This is a genomic window from Ruegeria sp. CI8 (assembly GCF_056536865.1).
On the sequence record NZ_JBQFQL010000001.1, the window covers coordinates 648,317 to 665,688 of the forward strand.

14 protein-coding genes and 1 pseudogene are annotated in these 17,372 nt (G+C 53.4%); 8 read left to right on the forward strand and 7 right to left on the reverse strand.

The window, feature by feature from the left end; translation table 11 throughout:
• Positions 1–25 precede the first annotated feature (25 nt).
• Positions 26–1,126, reverse strand: a complete 1,101-nt coding sequence (locus ACR0DA_RS03185) for an ABC transporter ATP-binding protein (protein WP_254432852.1) — start codon at positions 1,124–1,126, stop codon at positions 26–28.
• A 153-nt stretch (positions 1,127–1,279) separates the two neighbouring features.
• Between ACR0DA_RS03185 and ACR0DA_RS03190 the strand changes: the two genes are divergently transcribed.
• From ACR0DA_RS03190 to ACR0DA_RS03200, 3 genes and pseudogenes are all read left to right on the forward strand, one after another.
• Positions 1,280–2,047, forward strand: coding sequence for a helix-turn-helix transcriptional regulator (locus ACR0DA_RS03190; protein WP_093962973.1), 768 nt, complete (start codon positions 1,280–1,282; stop codon positions 2,045–2,047).
• A 109-nt stretch (positions 2,048–2,156) separates the two neighbouring features.
• Entirely contained in the window at positions 2,157–2,864 is a 708-nt protein-coding gene (locus ACR0DA_RS03195) for an IS6 family transposase (protein WP_010442732.1), read from the forward strand.
• A 52-nt stretch (positions 2,865–2,916) separates the two neighbouring features.
• Positions 2,917–3,626, forward strand: a pseudogene (locus tag ACR0DA_RS03200) (IS5 family transposase); the annotation flags it as partial.
• A gap of 9 nt (positions 3,627–3,635) precedes the next feature.
• On the opposite strand, the gene ACR0DA_RS03205 reads toward ACR0DA_RS03200, so the two are convergent.
• The gene (locus ACR0DA_RS03205) at positions 3,636–5,528 is read right to left on the reverse strand and encodes an amidohydrolase (RefSeq protein ID WP_480752926.1); all 1,893 of its coding nucleotides are present in this window, start codon (positions 5,526–5,528) and stop codon (positions 3,636–3,638) included.
• Between the two features lie 377 nt (positions 5,529–5,905).
• Between ACR0DA_RS03205 and ACR0DA_RS03210 the strand changes: the two genes are divergently transcribed.
• From ACR0DA_RS03210 to ACR0DA_RS03220, 3 genes are all read left to right on the forward strand, one after another.
• Positions 5,906–6,202 (forward strand): putative quinol monooxygenase, encoded by a 297-nt coding sequence (locus ACR0DA_RS03210; protein ID WP_170371452.1) that lies wholly within the window; start codon positions 5,906–5,908, stop codon positions 6,200–6,202.
• Between the two features lie 20 nt (positions 6,203–6,222).
• A complete protein-coding gene (locus ACR0DA_RS03215; RefSeq protein ID WP_480752927.1) occupies positions 6,223–7,650 on the forward strand; it encodes an adenylate/guanylate cyclase domain-containing protein in 1,428 nt (475 codons plus the stop codon).
• Positions 7,651–7,956: 306 nt separating this feature from the next.
• Positions 7,957–9,189, forward strand: a complete 1,233-nt coding sequence (locus ACR0DA_RS03220) for an alpha/beta hydrolase family protein (protein ID WP_480752929.1) — start codon at positions 7,957–7,959, stop codon at positions 9,187–9,189.
• Between the two features lie 248 nt (positions 9,190–9,437).
• Here ACR0DA_RS03220 and ACR0DA_RS03225 read toward each other — a convergent pair whose 3' ends face one another.
• Positions 9,438–10,712, reverse strand: coding sequence for an adenylate/guanylate cyclase domain-containing protein (locus tag ACR0DA_RS03225; RefSeq protein WP_170437004.1), 1,275 nt, complete (start codon positions 10,710–10,712; stop codon positions 9,438–9,440).
• Positions 10,713–10,979: 267 nt separating this feature from the next.
• On the opposite strand from ACR0DA_RS03225, the gene ACR0DA_RS03230 reads away from it, so the two are divergent.
• Complete coding sequence (locus tag ACR0DA_RS03230; RefSeq protein ID WP_480752931.1) at positions 10,980–11,441, forward strand: hypothetical protein; 462 nt, start codon at positions 10,980–10,982, stop codon at positions 11,439–11,441.
• A gap of 84 nt (positions 11,442–11,525) precedes the next feature.
• Positions 11,526–12,278, forward strand: a complete 753-nt coding sequence (locus tag ACR0DA_RS03235) for a CHAP domain-containing protein (protein ID WP_480752933.1) — start codon at positions 11,526–11,528, stop codon at positions 12,276–12,278.
• A 592-nt stretch (positions 12,279–12,870) separates the two neighbouring features.
• Here ACR0DA_RS03235 and yghX read toward each other — a convergent pair.
• The 4 genes from yghX to ACR0DA_RS03255 form a co-directional block, all read right to left on the reverse strand.
• Positions 12,871–13,761 carry a YghX family hydrolase gene (gene yghX, locus ACR0DA_RS03240; protein ID WP_480752934.1) on the reverse strand — a complete coding sequence of 297 codons (891 nt, stop codon included), beginning with the start codon at positions 13,759–13,761 and terminating at the stop codon, positions 12,871–12,873.
• Positions 13,762–13,850: 89 nt separating this feature from the next.
• Positions 13,851–15,374: a malonate--CoA ligase gene (locus ACR0DA_RS03245; RefSeq protein WP_480752936.1), complete on the reverse strand. Its 1,524-nt coding sequence runs from the start codon at positions 15,372–15,374 to the stop codon at positions 13,851–13,853.
• Positions 15,371–16,669 (reverse strand): malonyl-CoA decarboxylase, encoded by a 1,299-nt coding sequence (locus tag ACR0DA_RS03250; RefSeq protein WP_170598287.1) that lies wholly within the window; start codon positions 16,667–16,669, stop codon positions 15,371–15,373. The genes ACR0DA_RS03245 and ACR0DA_RS03250 overlap by 4 nt, the downstream gene beginning before the upstream one ends.
• Position 16,670: 1 nt before the next feature.
• A complete protein-coding gene (locus tag ACR0DA_RS03255; protein WP_480752937.1) occupies positions 16,671–17,336 on the reverse strand; it encodes a GntR family transcriptional regulator in 666 nt (221 codons plus the stop codon).
• Positions 17,337–17,372 lie beyond the last annotated feature (36 nt).

A 17,372-nucleotide genomic window follows, 5' to 3' on the forward strand; every position in this document is an offset into this window, starting at 1 on the left:
CTCTGTTGTTGGATTGCGGGATTTGTTATTTTTCCAGGATCAGCAGTGCGCCTTCGCCCCATGAAACAAAGGCCTGCTCTCCTGCATTGAACGTCCCCTCGTTCAATTCCGCTTGCCTTGGCACAAGTACATGGAAATCACCCAGTGCTTCGTTGCGCGCAAGGTATTCTGTGTGCTCCCCAAGGAAGATCCGATTTTGAATGGTAACTGGCAGAGCGATTTCAGCTGTGGGTAGCGCGCGGGTCAGCGTGATCTGTTCAGGACGGATACTAACGCACACTTCCTGCCCTGCATCTATTGGAATCTCCGGAGTTCCGTGCACCTTTTGGCCACTCGCTAAACGCACAGTGATTTGGTCGGTTGCTGAGTCAGTCACAGTTGCATCAAAGAAATTTGAGGTGCCTACAAATCCAGCCACGTAGCGGCTGCGGGGCATGTCATAGAGTTCGCGTGGGCTGCCAACCTGCACAATACTGCCGCCTTCCATCACACAAATTCGGTCGGACATTGAAAGCGCTTCTTCTTGGTCGTGCGTGACGAGGACAAAAGTTATCCCTAGTTGTCGTTGCAGGTTCTGCAGTTCAAACTGCATTTCTTTTCGAAGCTTTCGATCCAGAGCAGCCATTGGTTCATCAAGCAGCAAAAGCTTGGGCTCGTTTACGATCGCACGCGCCAAAGCGACGCGTTGCTGCTGACCACCAGACATCTCCCAGATGCGACGTGGGCCAAACCCACCAAGACGGACAGTTTCCAGCGCTTGCTCAACCTTTGTCGCGATTGTTTGTTTGTCTACGCGTGGTCGTTGTTGGCGCAGGCCGTACGCGATGTTGTCGAACACGCTTAGGTGAGGAAAAAGAGCATAGTGCTGAAACACCATGTTGACTGGGCGATGGTGCGCATCCAAGTCGTTGACGACTTCTCCATCGAGCAACACCTGACCTTCGGTTGGCTTCTCGAAACCTGCCAACATTCTAAGCGCAGTGGTTTTGCCGCAACCAGATGGGCCTAAGAACGACAGGAACTCTCCTTTCCCAATGGAAAGATTCAGGTCTTTGGCGGCGACCACATTCCCGAAGGTCTTGGTCACTCCTCGGAGTTCCGCAATCGTCTGCATGGTGACGCTCATGTCAAAGCTCATATACTGCCGTTTTCCTTTTGCTTGATTTTTTGGCATTTGTTGGCATACCACTCAAACAAGGAAAAAGTAACAATAACTCGGAATAACTGTATATACCACAATTGGGGTACAGAGGTGCTTTTCGAAAATCTGGAGCGGCGTGTGTACGATTGGATGGAAGAGGCCGGCAGGGTCGTGGAGAAGATCGGAACCCCAGAATTTCCATGTGCTTTGGCAGATGGCTTACGGCAGGTCGCACCATTTGATTTTACGGTGGTGTTTGGCCATGTTGGAACCGAAGCACCAATAGACCTTCACGACGATTTCCCCAAAAGCAAACGGCGTATTTTTGTTGAGGATTACCAAGCCGGGCCCTACGTACTTGATCCATTTTTTTTGGCCGCGACAAAACCAATAACACCGGGTCTGTACCGCATGCGCGATATCGCACCGGACAGGTTCTATCAGGGCGAATACTATCGCAGCTATTACAAAAGGACTGGGTTAGCAGAGGAGATTGGCTACTTTATCGATATCCCAGGCGCTGGGATGGTTGTGGTCTCGCTCATGCGAGCAGAGAAGCCTTTTTCCGCCAAGGAAATTCGTCATTTGCACGCTCTATGGCCGCTCGTTCGGGCAGCCTGTTGCAAACATTGGAGTGACTTTCCAACGATGGCCCGCGGCGCCGCAGCGAATGGCGTTAGTCGTCGCGTTGATCTAGCATTCCAGGCATTTGGCGATGGCGTTCTGACGCCACGAGAACGAGAAGTCGTTGAGTTCACATTGAAGGGCCATTCGGCAGAAGCTGTTGGCACAATTCTCGGCATCTCTCCAGGCACAGTCCGCATCCACAGACGCAACATTTACGCGAAACTTAGGATCAACTCGCAGGGTGAGCTTTTTTCAAAGTTCATTGAAAAGGCGCTTTAAAAGGTTCCTTGAACACCCACTTTATCCGTTTTGCCGACCTTGCTACCTTGTGGGTCTTGTCAGAAGAACTTGTCTTGAGGCAGGCAGGACGGTTGCGTAGCTTTTGCCCATGACCAAACCTGCCTCTTTCAAGTACTTCAAAACCAGTCCCGAGGTCATCCGCCTTGCGGTGATGCTGTACATCCGCTTCCCGCTCTCGCTTCGAAATGTCGAAGATCTGTTGCACGAGCGAGGCATCGACGTGAGCCACGAAACCGTCCGATATTGGTGGAACAGGTTTGGTCCAATGTTTGCAGCTGAGATCCGACGGAAGCGTGTGCAGCAGCTGCGCGCATTCTCGAAATGGAAGTGGCACGTGGACGAGGTTTTCGTAAAGGTGAATGGCAAACGACATTATCTGTGGCGTGCAGTAGATCACGAAGGTGAAGTGCTGGAAGCAGTTGTCACCAAGCGCCGAAACAAGGCTGCAGCACTAAAATTCCTCAGGAAATTGATGAAACGGCACGGTTGCGCCAAGGAGGTCGTCACAGATCGCTTCGCTTCCTACAAGGCTGCGCTCAGAGAAATAGGCGCGTTCGAAAAACAACAGACGGGCAGGTGGCTCAACAACCGCGCCGAGAATTCACACCTGCCGTTTCGACGACGCGAACGCGCGATGCAGCGTTTCAGGCGCATGCGAAGTCTACAGAAATTCGCCTCCGTCCATTCCTCCGTCTACAATCACTTCAACCAGGAAAGATCGCTAGCCAGTCGAGACACCTTCAAGCTGACCCGCGCCGCCGCTCTTAGCGAGTGGCGTCAGCTTTGTTCCGGATAGGTTCGCGGTTTCCGCGGCAAACTGAGACTGGTTCGAATTCGTCTGACAGCACCCCTTTTTCCCTAAGTCGCACGGCAAGCCTCGAGTTGATGACAGAAGGGTGTTGAGCGGGATTATCTTCGTCAATCGCAATGGATTGCGCTGGCGAGACGCCCCGGAAGCGTATGGGCCGCACAAATCGCTTTACAGCCGGTGGAAGCGTTGGAGCGAGAAAGGCATCTTCGCGCTGATGTTGGCCGGCCTGGCCGCCGAGCACGGCTAAAAGGGGACTGTCATGATTGACGCGACCTATCTCAAAGCCCACCGCACCGCGACCAGTATGGCCGCGGAAAAGGGGGGCGTGGACGCCTGATCGGCAGAACCAAGGGCGGTATGAATACCAAGCTGCATGCCATTTGTGATAGCAAAGGTCGCCCGCTCAACCTGTTCGTTACCGCCGGCCAGGTCAGCGATTACATCGGTGCTCGGGCTCTGCTCAGCAGCATACCAAACGTGGATTGGCTGCTCGGGGATCGCGGCTATGACGCCGACTGGTTCCGAGAAGCGCTAAGAGACAAAGGGATACGCGCCCGCATCCCAGGCCGTAAGCAACGCAAGACACCGGTCAAATACGACAAGCGCAGGTACAAACGCCGCAACCGGATCGAGATCATGTTCGGCAGGCTCAAGGATTGGAGGCGCGTGGCGACACGCTACGACCGTTGTCCCAAGGTATTCCTATCAGCCATCGCACTCGCGGCAACCGTTATGTACTGGTTATGAATCCTGACCCTAAAGATGGGCGTGAACAACCGAAAGCGCGTGATTGAGAGTGTTCACTGCGAACTCTCTTTGGCTGTCCGGATCATTTAGAGGCAAACGTGCATCTTCCTGTTCTGCCTTGTCGCCCACAGGAAACTTTTCGCCTTCCAATACTGTTCCCCAAACCTGAATGTCCTTGATTGCCATGGGATCCACCGTCAATGGGTTGTCATCCAAAATAGTGAAGTTCGCACGCTTGCCAGGTTCGATACTGCCAAGGTCCCGTTCAAGACGATGAGAATAGGCGGCGTTGATTGTCACTCCACGCAAGGCCTCTTCGACCGGGACCGTCTGATCCTGTCCTGCTACCCGACCGGAACTCGTCACGCGGTTCACCGCACACCACATTAGGAACAATGGATCACCGGGCGCCATCGGCATATCGGAATGCAATGACCAGGATACGCCCGCTCGATCCAGATCTCCAAGACGGACCATCTCATTGGCGCGTTCAGGACCAAGACCGGTTTTACTGTATTGATCCGCAAGTGCCGTAACGTAGTAGGGATTTGCAGAAACAATCGCACCCAGACGTTTGATACGATCGACCTGATCGGGCGCACTCACAGCAAAGTGCACGATCACCGTTCTATGATCGAAACGCGGGTTTCTGCGTAAGTTTCGCTCTAAGGCGTTCAAAACACGGTCCAACCCGGCGTCGCCGTTGACGTGAATATGAACTTGGTAGCCGGCGTCCCAATAGGTTTGAAACGCGCGTTCAAAGGCCGGCAGGTCCATCATCCACTCGCCATGGTAATCGCCAAGCGGATCGTCCCTCAGTTGAATGGCAAGGGAATATATCGCACCGTCCGCAAAAAGCTTGACGCTGCCTTTGGACATACTGGTCTTGCCACCATACCAGTCGACAAGTGCTTCTGTCTGTTCGATCACATCTTCAGCATTGTCATATTTGGCGATCAGGCTTTTTCCATCTGGAATGAAGCTCCACCGAAACGGCATTGAGGGTGCGGAGAATACAGCGTTCACCGCATCCTGAACCGGGCGTGCGAGAATGCCGCCGGGCTCGTTGCCGTAGGTCACGCCTTTCGCATGCAAATAATCGCGCATGGTCTCCAAACCAGCGCGAAACTTTTCAGGGGTCGCCACGTATGGCGCAATCAAAGGCAGAACTGCAAACAAACCCTGTTCCCAGAAGTGCCCATGCTCAAAGCTGGATTGCATCTTTTCTGAGTCGGACCAAGCGTCCATGACCTCCTCGGTAACGCCTGCGGCCTCCATTGCAGCTGAATTCAGGATGAATTCGTGGCAAGAGCGTGCCCACACAAAGATAGGTCGTTCGCTGCTGATCTGGTCAAGGTCCGACCGTGTCAATGGACCATAAAATGCAGCGTGGTATCCCCATGTCATGACAGGGGTGTCCGGGTCTTGCTGACCATCAACAGCTTCAGACAACCGTGCCAGAAAGTCATCCTTGTCCACAACGGCGCGTGATAAACCTTGTGGCAAGTCCCAGTCCTCTATCGAAAGAATGACGGACGAAAGGCTCAAGCCGCCCAAAACTGGGTGATCATGCTGGGCGATAAAGCCGGGAACGATGATGTGGTCGGCGAATGTGTCATCAACGGTGAAGGGCTGTTCACCAATCGCCTCTTGAACTTGCTCTCTAGTGCCGGTCGCCAAAACCCGACTGTTTACAACAGCAACGGCTTCGGCGCTTGGAAGGTCGGGATCAAGTGTGACGATCTCGCGCGCCGTAAAAATCGTGACTTCATCAAGATCGAGTATCGCTCCGCCAAGATCGGTCAGCGTGCCTTCTTGCCCGAACAATGTACTCGGAGCAACGAGGATCGTCGTGCTCGTCAAGAAGGACCTAATAAATGCCCGTCTGGAGGTGTTTCCCATGGTGGATGCCTTTCCCTAATGCACTTAACTAACACAAAATACGCAGGTGTTTTCAATGCGGTTAACCAAAAGACGCCCGTAAGCCGCACCAGAAGAAACGCTATTCAGAGTTTTGCTGACTTGGAGTCCTTCGAACCGCAGTTCTTGATGGAGGCCAATCGAAGCATTCAGCCTCTGTCTTCCCCAAGCTGTCTTTGGGTTCGATCCGGTTACTCGCTCCATTGCGACCAATGTCTGTTTTGTCCGCAGAGCAGTCATTCGTCCAAACTCTACGAGCACTGCTCGGAGTCATAATCTGACACTCGCCATCGAGTATGCTAAGCTGGATCGTGCGAGGCACATACATTCAGAAACCGCATCTTTGGGAGGATGGATGTATGATCATGCGCATTTTTCAGGTGACAACGCGGCCGGGAAAAGAAGAGGAATTTGGCCGCTTTTTTCGCGGCACTGCGATCCCGTTGATGAAAAACACCCCTGGAATCGTGCACCTTCTTCCGGGAGCGCCGAGAGAGGATACGCCACGAGAGTTCAGTTTCGTTATGGTTTGGGAGAGCTTGGAGGCACTGAAGTCGTTTGTGGGAGAAAACTACCAAAGCCCGCACATCGATCCGATAGAAGCTGACCTCGTCGAGTCTCGATCCATCAAGCACTATGACTTGGTCGACGGCTAATCGCGAACGGGAGGATCAGGATGTCGAAGGGTAGGGGAAAATCGCTGCCAGAACGCGTCCTTGGCCTGAACGAACCGAAGGCTGAGGACTTGGCAGCCTTGGAACTCCGGTTGCGGGAGGCGCTGGATCGGCAAAAGGCGACCGCCAAAATCCTGGAGGTCGTCAACAGCTCTATCAAAGACCCTCAACCTGTCTTCAACTCGATTGTTGAAGCAGGTCAAACGCTGTTCCCAAAGTCGACAGTCAGCATTGGATTACAGGACGGCGACAAACTGATTTTGGGAGCAATTTCTGGTCCCGAACCGGCTGGTGTCGAGGCTTGGCGGCGTCGCTTTCCGGCGCCACTTCATCCAGAAACAATCCATGGCCATGTCATTTTGAACGGCGAGGCGATTGATCTGCCGGACGTCGCCGCATCGAAAGACAGGTTTCGTATAGGGGCCGGAAACTTCCTCGCCTCAGGGTTTCAGGCAGTCACCATGGTGCCGATTTCACAAGGAGGACAAACTGTTGGAGCTCTCGCCGTGTTGAGGCATTCAACCGGAAGACTTCAAAAAGAGCAGTTCGATATTCTCACAACATTTGCGGCACAAGCGAACATCGCCTTGGACAACTTGCACTTGCTGAGCCAGATGCGTGAGGCGAATGACACTTTGACACACGTGTCCAAACAGCTTGCCAAATACATGCCACCCCAACTCTACGAGTCAATCATTGCCGGCGACCAACACGCGGCTATCGAAAGCCGCCGCCGAAAGCTCACGATCTTCTTCTCAGACATCGTCGACTTCTCCGAAATCACAGATCATCTCGAAGCCGAGGAGTTGACTACTTTGTTGAATGAGTATCTTTCAGCAATGTCCGAAATCGCCCTGAAGCACGGCGCATATTTCGACAAGTTTGTCGGTGACGCCATGATGCTGTACTTTGGCGAACCCGAAAGCCTCGGGGTAGAAGAAGATGCCGCTGCATGTGTGCGAATGGCAATAGATATGCAACGCAAGCTTGGCCACTTGCAAACGGAATGGCAGCGCAAAGGATTGATCGATCGACCATTTCGCGCTCGCATGGGCATAAACACTGGTTACTGCACTATAGGAAACTTCGGCTCGGAAGACCGGATGGACTACACTGCTATCGGACGCGAAGTGAACCTTGCTGCGAGACTTGAGGCCGAGTGTGATCCAGGAGGTCTCTTACTCGCTGCCGAATCCTATTCTTTGGTAAAAGACTGGCTTCCGGTTGAGGAACGAGAGCCTGTTCGAGTGAAGGGATTTCAAAACCCCATTCGCACCTATGCTGCGACCGCTATTTATGAAAGTGCCGACCGCGATAGCCGCATTATTCACGAGGAAGATGAAGGCTTTTCTCTTACAGTTGATCGTGCTCGCATAAGCAAGGGGGCAATCCTCCGACTAAAGTCCCTTGTTTCAGATCTGGACGACTAGTCAAATTTTCGGTCACGGCAGCTCAGTCCAAAACCTGTGACATCACATATCAAAAATGGCTGCACGACAATCGAAAGGCCAGTTTCCCGCCACGCTGCGACGCCAGGACGGGCTTAATTGAGAAATCGCGTGTGCAAAAGACCGCTTTCACGCGTGCAAGTGGGAACCAATGGCCAAGCCAACCACACTTCACAAGATGGTGAGTAGCAGGCTTGGCAGTCCTGAGAGATGAGTTGCACTAATCGCACCGTGTACTGTGCTAAAAAAGGGCGAACTCGTATCACTTACAGCATCGGGGCATTCGTCATGCGCTTTTCTCTCACCATCGCAACACTCGTTGTCTTGGCCACTCAGTCTTTTGCGCAAGACTCCGTTCTTATCGGGGACGCCCCGCTTCCTGCCGACACTGCAATTGATGTAACGCCAGATTCTCCTTTTCTTGGAATTTGGACGGGGAGATGGGACTCTCGGAGAAGTCATATCCTCGTCGTCGAAAGCCGAGATGAGGATGGGTTGTTCAATGTTGTTTACTCGGTCGGACGTGGCCAGCATGGCCGCGGAAACTGGTTCCGGAGCAAAGCACGTTTAGACGGAAGCACGTTGGTGTTCACCGACAATGACTTCGGGGCGCGCTATTCAATTTCGGGTACGGGGCGACTGCGGGGCATCTATCCAACCGAGGACCGCGTCGCAATACTCGAGCGACAAACCCTCTCAGAAGTCCTCGCGACGGCGACCCGCCAGTGGTTTGAGGTTGGAACGCGAGACTTCCTTACGACGGAACTCCGAGAGGACGGCGCAACAGTCGAGCTTGCTGTGGCTATCTATCGACCTCCTGGTGATGGGCCTTTCCCGTTGGCTCTCGTTCATCACGGCTCAACCGGCTCTGGAACCGATCCGCAGGCTTTTGATCGGTTCTTTTCCAACGACTGGCTTGCGGACGTTCTGAACTCACACGGTTGGATCGCTGCGTTCCCACAGCGCCGCGGTCGGGGTGGGTCCGACGGATTGTATGACGAGGGCTTTGCTGAAGATCGGACCGAGGGCTATTCGATGGAGGCCCGGCTATCTTTGGCAGGGGCGGAACGTGCGCTGATGGATGCAAAAGCAGCGCTGCATGCGTTGCAGGAACGACCGGATGTGAGTGATGGATCGGTTCTACTGATTGGTTTCTCGCGCGGGGGCATTGTTGCCCTTATGCAGGCCGGCGACGATCCGGGAAACACCGCTGGTGTGATCAACTTCGTTGGGGGATGGATGGCAGAGGGCTACGGTGATCCTCAAATCAATCCGACGCTCTTTCGACGTGTTGGATCATTCGATGGGCCGGTGCTTTCCATCTATGGGGAAGATGACATGTTCTACAGCATCGAGCATTCCCTATCCAACCTCACCGCAATGGAAGCGATGGGTGTCAAAAGTGAAACTCATATCGTGGCCGTTCCTGGCTACAACAAAGGTCATTGGGTATTGTGGTGGCCGATACTCTGGGAAGAGATCGTCAGCGACTACATCCGGCGCCTCCAGGATCAACGTTGAAACAATGAATTGGACTGCGACCCTGTTATCTCCGCGTTTTTTGCCGGATGCTTCGGTGAATTTCCGTTTCTGTCGGGAAGCAAGTTTTACCGATATGATTGGAATTGCAGCTTCTGTCTGCCGAGAAGCCAAACACTGAGTCTTGCGGGAAAACCGCTACGAGCCCGAAGCAGACCGTTGTCATTCTAGTGCCCGCGCCTCAAAACGCACATCAAAGCATGTTTGCAAAAGGCTCATGCAATTGAGCTTTACGTGACAATTTCGTAGGAAAAGACCTCTAAGTCTTCATCAAAACTCCGCAATGAATGCCGCCCCAATTTATGCGGCTCTTCAGATACCAAGCTGACAAAGTCGCCAGTTGCCAAAAGCCGCGCATCCAGTTTTCGCGTCAAGCTCTCTAACCTGCTGACTATCGCAACTGATGTGCCGGTTACCGTAAAATCCAAGCGCTTTTCAGTGCCAACATTCCCGTACACAGCCGCGCCAGTGTGCAAACCAATCCCAAACTCAGCACGGTCTGATGGATCAAGCTCTTTATGCCTTTGGAACGCTTCTCGCGCCGCCGACAGGGCAGCTTCGCACATGTCTTCGGGTAGTCTTCGTTGGCCATCAAAAGGAAAGATCGCAAGCAACCCATCGCCAACGAATTTCAGAACCTCTCCGCCGTGGTCGTGTACCGCCCCGCCGACGCAGTCGAAGAATTGGTTGACGGTCGCGACATATTTTTCCGGTGACAGGCGCTGGCTCAAAGCCGTAGACCCGTGTATGTCACTGAACAATAGAGCGCAGTCAATTTTGCTGACATCTCCCCGGGCTATTTGACCGTTCAATACAGATCGACCGGACACCTTGCCCAAGTAAACCTCCATCAACTCAGCTGCCAGGAACTGCTCTGACAGAACACGCGCTGTACCAAGCAAAGGTAGAGACAGTCGCGACAGACCATCTACCTCACGGTCTGTGAAACCAGAACGACGCTTTGTCGCAAAAGAGACTGACGCCCCCAAAGCCCACTCGACCTTGCCGTCAAATACAACGGTACGATTGCCGAATGGTGCACTGAATACGACGTAGTCGGTGACACCTGCCTCAGCGAGTTTTTGGAATAGCGGAAATCTGTCACGGGTCGCTTCGTCAGTCAGATCTGCTCGCATGAAAGGAAACTTGATCGAGCCGTTCGTAAGGTCGTCCGCCAAGTCCCAGACTTCCTTGTTGAAGTGCTGTTTCGCTATCTCATTGGCCAATTTCGAGTTCTCTCCGAAGGGTGCTTTGTCGAAGAGATCAGTTGTCACCGAGCTTCGTGGAAGAACAGTCCATTCAATTCGATGGTTGGAAGCATCCCATGTTGCGTCGAGCAATCCAATTACAGGGTGCATCATCAGGCGGCCCAAGGAAACACGCGAAACCGGCACGCCACCATCGATCAGCCTGTGACTTAGCTGCTCGACTAGCCCGCCAAGGTCGGCATCAAAAAAGGCCAGCTTCTGCAACCAATCTGCAATGCGGTCGAAAACATCCGCCATAACGTACACCTCTGCCACCATCTTGTTACAGCCGGAGGCTCATGTCATTGGGTTTGTCTTCGAACTCTCATTTCTCTTGCAATGGGTTTGCAAATTCTCACACGCGTACGCTCACGATTTTCAGACGAACGTCAGGTTCGAGTCCTCCTCAGACCTTGATCGCGTGCTCAGCATAGACAACGATTGGCTTGGTCTCTCGGCTGCATTCGACGACAAAGCAAAAGCATGTTTAAGGTTGTCAGCCCGCTTCGCACAATGGAGAATCAAATGCGTCGATGGAACCTGATGCTGCAAATAACTATGGGGGTAATGGGGGGTGCTGCATCTTCCCAACCGCTCTTTGAGGATTCCAAGGCCTTCAATCCTTCCAGCAAAACGGCAATGGCGATTACCGGGCCAGTAATCTTGTCTACCAAGCGGATAGTCTTCGAGACCGGCGCTTCTCTTGATCTCGAGGTTCATGACGCCAAGAGTTCAGGTAATTGGGGCGCGTCTGGTGACGTGCCTATTGCCCAGGTATTCCGGGTATCAGGTGACGTCGGACCGTTGCGTCAGGGAAACACGCTTTGTGGAGACCAGCCAATCACATTTATGGCGGCCTGGAAGGAAGAAAGTTCTGGGTTCGACTATCTCGGCATCGCGATGTTTACGGGTGCGGCAGCGCCTACAAGCGTTGATGACCAGACTATTTGTGCGACCTATTTCTACTCGATGGATGTTTCGGGCTAATTCAGAAGTTGTCCGAGGCTAGCCACTTCGTCCGCAAAGTAGTCACTCAGTGAAGGCGCAGCGAACAGAGGATGTGCGCCCCAAGTGACCGATGCTGCGCGCTCGACCGACTGCGGCTATGCGCAGAAAGCTGACTTTGCAAAGTCTCGCGCTCGGCCCATCAAGGATGAATATCAACTGGCAAATTTCTGCCGGGGACCCGGCTGGGCTCTTTTCATAACCCGTAAGATCGCCATAAAAATATACGACCCCTCAAACCGTCAATGTAATGTCTTGAAAAACAGCGACAGCAAAGCAAATACGAAATGGCCGTGCCTGCACGGTACTGCTCGCGCTGCGTTTGCGATGGGGCTTTTTGCTCTTATTTCTGCCTGCGCTCAGGCCCCAAGCGGCGCGGATCTCGATCCAGAACGTCAGGCCATGGCGTTGCGCGAGGTCTCTCAAAAACAAGCTCGAGGGCAAAGGGTTTGGTGCGTACCCTACGCACGTAACCTCAGCGGTATCGAAATTCGCGGAAACGCCAAGGACTGGTGGGGCAAGGCGCGCAATTCTTTTGAGCGAGGCAATGAACCGGTTGTTGGTGCGGTCATGTCATTTCGAGCAACCCGAGGGATGCCGCTTGGTCACGTGGCTGTCGTATCCGATGTCGTCACAGACAGAGAAGTCATCGTGAACCACGCCAATTGGCACCGCAACAAGGTATCATTGAAAATGGGCGTCAAGGATGTATCCAAAAACAATGATTGGACATTGGTCCGCGTTGAAAGTCACCCGGGCCGGTATGGCAGCTTCTACCCGGTGAACGGGTTCATTTATCCCAAAGTTGGGATAGATTAATTCAATTGTGAACCGCACGCTGTGCGTATCCTACGGATGGGTCACAAGCGGCTCAGCAAGGCACGCGGGCCAGTGGCGGAAAAGGTCCGCAAACCGGATAATCGTGGCGGTAGAGCGAATGACCGCATCGAGCCCTCCGTAGAAGTGAAGAATTTACGCTGCGAGCGCTCGCAGCAAGATTACCCACCGCATCGCCGAAAATCACCCGCTGCATGACAGAGGATAATGCGGACGTTTAGGCAGAACGCAGCGAGATTGCGATCCGGAATGACCGGGTCACGGACCAAAACAACCGTTCTCGAATTACTATGCAGCCAGTAAGTCGGATGCAAAATTGTAAAAGCTCGCGGCCGTTCACTCCGCCCTCTAAAATCACTTCAACCTGTAGCAATCTCTTACCAATCGAGACACCTTGAAGCTGATATGCAACGCTACCCTCGGCGAATGGCGCGAGCTTGGTGCAGCAAAAAGGCAGCTATTTGGGGCTGGCCGAGAATGCTTTGAGTTTGTTTGATGACGCTCTCTCGAAGTTTTTGAACACCGAAGCGACGACAGATTTTTTGCCGTCGCTTCGCCATTCCGCGAACTCAGTTCAGGACTTTAGGTAGGTGTTAAACCAATCAATGGTGCGGTCCCAGGCCAAGTTTGCCATTTCCTCGTCATACCGAGGCGTACTGTCGTTATGAAAGCCGTGGTTGGCATTTTCGTAGATGTAGGCCTCGTAAACCTTATTGTTGGATTGAAGCGCAGCTTCGAATTCCGGCCAACCTGCGTTGATGCGTTCATCAACCTCGCCCATCTGAATCAGCAACGGTGCCTGAATTTTAGCCACATCCTCAGCGGCCGGCTGGCGGCCATAGAATGGCACGCCGGCGGCCAATTCGGGGTAGGCCACTGCAATTGCGCTGACCACACCACCGCCATAGCAGAAACCCACAGCGCCAACTTTCCCAGTACAGTCTTCCCGGTTCAACAGGTATTCGAAGCCATTGAAGAAGTCATTCATCAGCTCGACCCGGTCGACTGTCTTCTGCAACTCGCGCCCATCTGCGTCGTTGCCGGGGTATCCGCCAACCGACGTTAGGCCGTCAGGAGCCAGTGCCATAAAGCCTGCTTTCGCCAAGCGTCGCGCCACATCTTCGATGTAGGGATTCAGGCCGCGGTTTTCGTGTATCACGAGCACCCCGGGTAGGGGTTCTTCCACACCAGCGGGACGAACAAGGTAGCCTCGGACATCACCCGTTCCGTTCGGAGAGGGGTAGGTTATGTAGTCTGCGTGGATATCGGGATCGTTGAACGACACCTGCTGTGCCAGCGCATAGTTCGGACTGAGCATGTTCAATAACGCGGCAGCCGTTAAGCCGCCAACCGCGAATTTTCCGGCGCGGTCCAGAAATTGGCGTTTGGTGATCTTTCCGTGCGCATAATAGTCGTACAGATCCAGCAGTTCCTGATCGAAGTCTTTTGCCGTCATGCGAGTCATGGTCAATCTCCTGATGAGGTGGCGATTCAATCCGTGGGATACTATCAGTTCAAAGGGTTATGGTTTGTTCGAAGTTCTAGGCAGGTCGGCTAAGATACTGCCGTAGCGGGTTCTTTCTTCGTGTGTTGATCGCGCAGAACGTTCTTTTGGACTTTTCCCATGGTATTTCGTGGCAACTCTTGGACGAGTTCGTAGCGACGCGGATGTTTGAAGCGCGACAGCCTTCCCTTGATGGTTGATGCAATCTGATCCGTGTCGAGTTCTACGCCTGGCTCAGCAACCAGAGCGGCAATGATCTTTTCCCCGAAGTCGTTGTCAGGGACGCCAAAAACTGCCGACTCCAGAACGCCATCGATGTCGTTTAAAACGTCTTCGATTTCCTTGGGGTAGACGTTGTAACCGCCAGTAATGATAAGGTCTTTTGAACGACCTACAATCGACAGGTAGCCATCCTCGCTGTATATGCCCAGATCCCCGGTGATAAAGAACCCATTCTCACGAAGTTCCGCAGCGGTTTTTTCGGGCATCTGCCAATAGCCTTGGAAAACATTAGGGCCGCGTATCTCGATCATTCCAACCGCCCCTATGGGCAGTTGCTCACCGGTATCAGGATCAGTGACGATCACCTCGATGCCGGGCAATGCCATGCCAACAGTTCCTGCGCGACGTTCGCCAGTATAGGGGTTCGAGGTGTTCATGTTTGTCTCGGTCATACCGTAGCGCTCCAGGATGCGGTGGCCTGTGCGCGCTTCGAACGCCTGATGGGTTTCGGCCAGCAATGGGGCAGAACCCGACACGAACAGCCGCATGTTCCCCACAATCTCTTTGGTGAAACCGTCATCCGCCAGCAATCGAGTGTAAAAAGTGGGGACACCCATTAGAAGGGTCGAATGCGGTAATTCCTCCAAGATCATTCCAATGTCGAACTTTTCCATCAGCCGAACCTCGGACCCGGCGACTAGTGACGTGTTCATCGCCACGAAAAGCCCGTGCGTGTGAAAGATCGGCAGCGCGTGAACCAAGCGATCGTTGTTTGTGATTCCCCACAAATCCGCGAGAGCTTGTGCATTGGTCAAAAGGTTCTGATGGCTCAACATTGCGCCCTTAGAGCGACCCGTGGTTCCCGACGTATAAAGCAAAGCCGCAAGGTCGTCCGGGGCGCGATCAACGGTTTCAAACTCGCGCGGCTGCGTGTCAGCTTGGCGGCTTAAGCTTGATCTTTCACCGCCAAGGGTAAGCAGCCTTGCGCCATACTGATCCGCCAATTTTTTGATCTCAGCTTCGTCTTTGTCGTCGCAGACGATCACCGCAGGCAGGGCGTCAGATGCGAAGTAGTCCAATTCTGCCATTGTGTAAGCAGTGTTTAGCGGCAAATAGACAGCACCTGACTGAACCGAAGCAGCATAGAGTGCAATCGTATCGGCCAACTTTGGGGCCTGCACAACGATGCGGTCGCCAGGAGAAACTCCGCTGTTCTGCAAAACATGCGCGATCTGCGCAGCGCGTTTCAGAAACGCGTCATATGACACTACCTTTCCGTCATCGAGTAGCAGGAACGGAGCCTCGTTTCCCGCGTGGTGGGCAAACAAGCTGTCATAAAGTATGTTAGTCACGCTGGATTTTCCTCTGGTCTGGCCGCAAGTACTGCGGTTGAAGCCGCGCGCACGGAACGCGAGGTTTCGATTGTGGCGTGCGTCACAAATTCTTCGTGGTGACGTTCAGTCTTTTTCAAGTCGTAGAGGTAATTTACCATTGCGCCGCCGGATTGGGATCGTCCGTTCTGTGACGGATCGGCCCCGGCATGCAGTTCGTGAAGCTCGGCGCCATTGCCCAGGTGAAAGCGGGCCACAGGGTCCAGCGGCATCCCATCCTCGCGCTTGGCTTGTAACAGGTATCGGGCGGCCATCGCCCGCACGTCCTGCGGAGGGGCTGTTCCCGCAAGTACGGCTTCGGCAGCATGGCCATGCTCGGGATGTCCTGTTTCGTCAGCTAACCACCGGTTCATACCGGGTATCGGAGACAAGGTCACAAATGTGTCGAGGCCCGGAAGCTCTCGCGAAAGTTCGGTCACAACCTGTTTGATCAGCAGGTTTCCAAAGCTGATACCCGTTAAACCCCTCTGGCAGTTTGAAATTGAGTAGAATGCGGCGATTTTGGCCTGTTCTGGTTCGATCGGTTCTCGACCTTCGAACAAAAGCACATCAATCGCGTTCGGAATCTCAGTCGTCAAAGCAACTTCGACAAAAATCAGCGGCTCATCCGGCATTGAGGGATGAAAAAATGCAAAACAGCGACGGTCGGGCGGAAAAAGCCGGCGCCGCAAGTCGTCCAGATCATGAATCTGATGGACGGCCTCATACGCGACGATCTTGTCCAGAACGCGGGCTGGTGTATCCCAACTGATTTGTTTGAGGACCAGAAAACCCCGGTTGAACCAGCTTCGCAGTAAATGCACGAAATCTACATCTGTGCGCTTGAGTTCGGGGTTGGATTTGAGATAACGCAGCAGGTCAACGCGCATTGCAACAAGCTCTTGCGTCGCGCCGGACGGTTGATTCAGACGGCGCAGCAATTCTTGCCGTTTGGGTTCAGCCGCCTGGCTAAGCCTTTTATAAAGATCGACACTTCTACACTCGGCATAACGACGCGCCGTCTCAGACAGTTGATCCGCGTCTAACTCAAGCTGGTCATTCAAATAAGCGAAGAAGTCCAGTTTTTCCGGGTCGTCCAAGGTCTGGTATCGATCCAGTATCGTTGATGCGAGTGCGAAACCTGATACTTCACCTTCCGCAGACAAGAGTGCTTCACATAGCTCTGATATGGATCGCTTGTCATCCTTGCCCCGCTTTTTGCCGGGGTGGTCGAACAGCTGATCAAGCAAATCGCCCAAAAACCAGTTCCGCTGCATTTCACGACTCCATCTGACTGCTCAGATACTCACCAGTTCGACGGTAATGATCGATCAAATGCCGCGTTGCGCTTTCTGCATCGCGATCCAGTGCTGCGTCCAGAATTTCCTGATGCTCTGCGTCGATATCGCGCTTTTTGTAACTCGACCCACCAGCCGCCAGATAACGATAGCGGATGTTCAGATCATAAAGCTGCGAGCAATACCGCAACAGTAATGGAAGCCTCGCATTGTCCAACAAGGCCATGTGAAACGCCTTGTGTGCGTCTTCAAAGTCGTGTGCCCCTTTTTGGCTCGCCTTTTTCATATGGTGATGCCGCAAAACAAGCCTGTCTTCCCAGGCTGAGTTTGCATTGGTGATGGACTTGCGCAGCGCGGTTTCTTCAAGATTGCATCGCAACATAAGGATTTCCTCAAAGTTGCATTTGCTTACTGGTGCAGCCCTGAATCCGCGCTGGTCAATTCGTTCCACCAACATATCCGATGTCAAAAGGCTTAGAGCTTCGCGAACCGGGCTTGCGCCGGTCTCAAGGAGCCCACGGAGCTGTTCGATCTTGAGCTTTTGGCCGGGCGGCAGCTCGCCAGTCAGGATCATTTCGCGCAGCTTTCGATACGCACCATGAGTGGCGGATGTCTCTTTAACCTCGGTATCAAGCATGGCTTCCATGTCTGGCATTCCCTTCTACGTGGTGCAGTCTGCTGG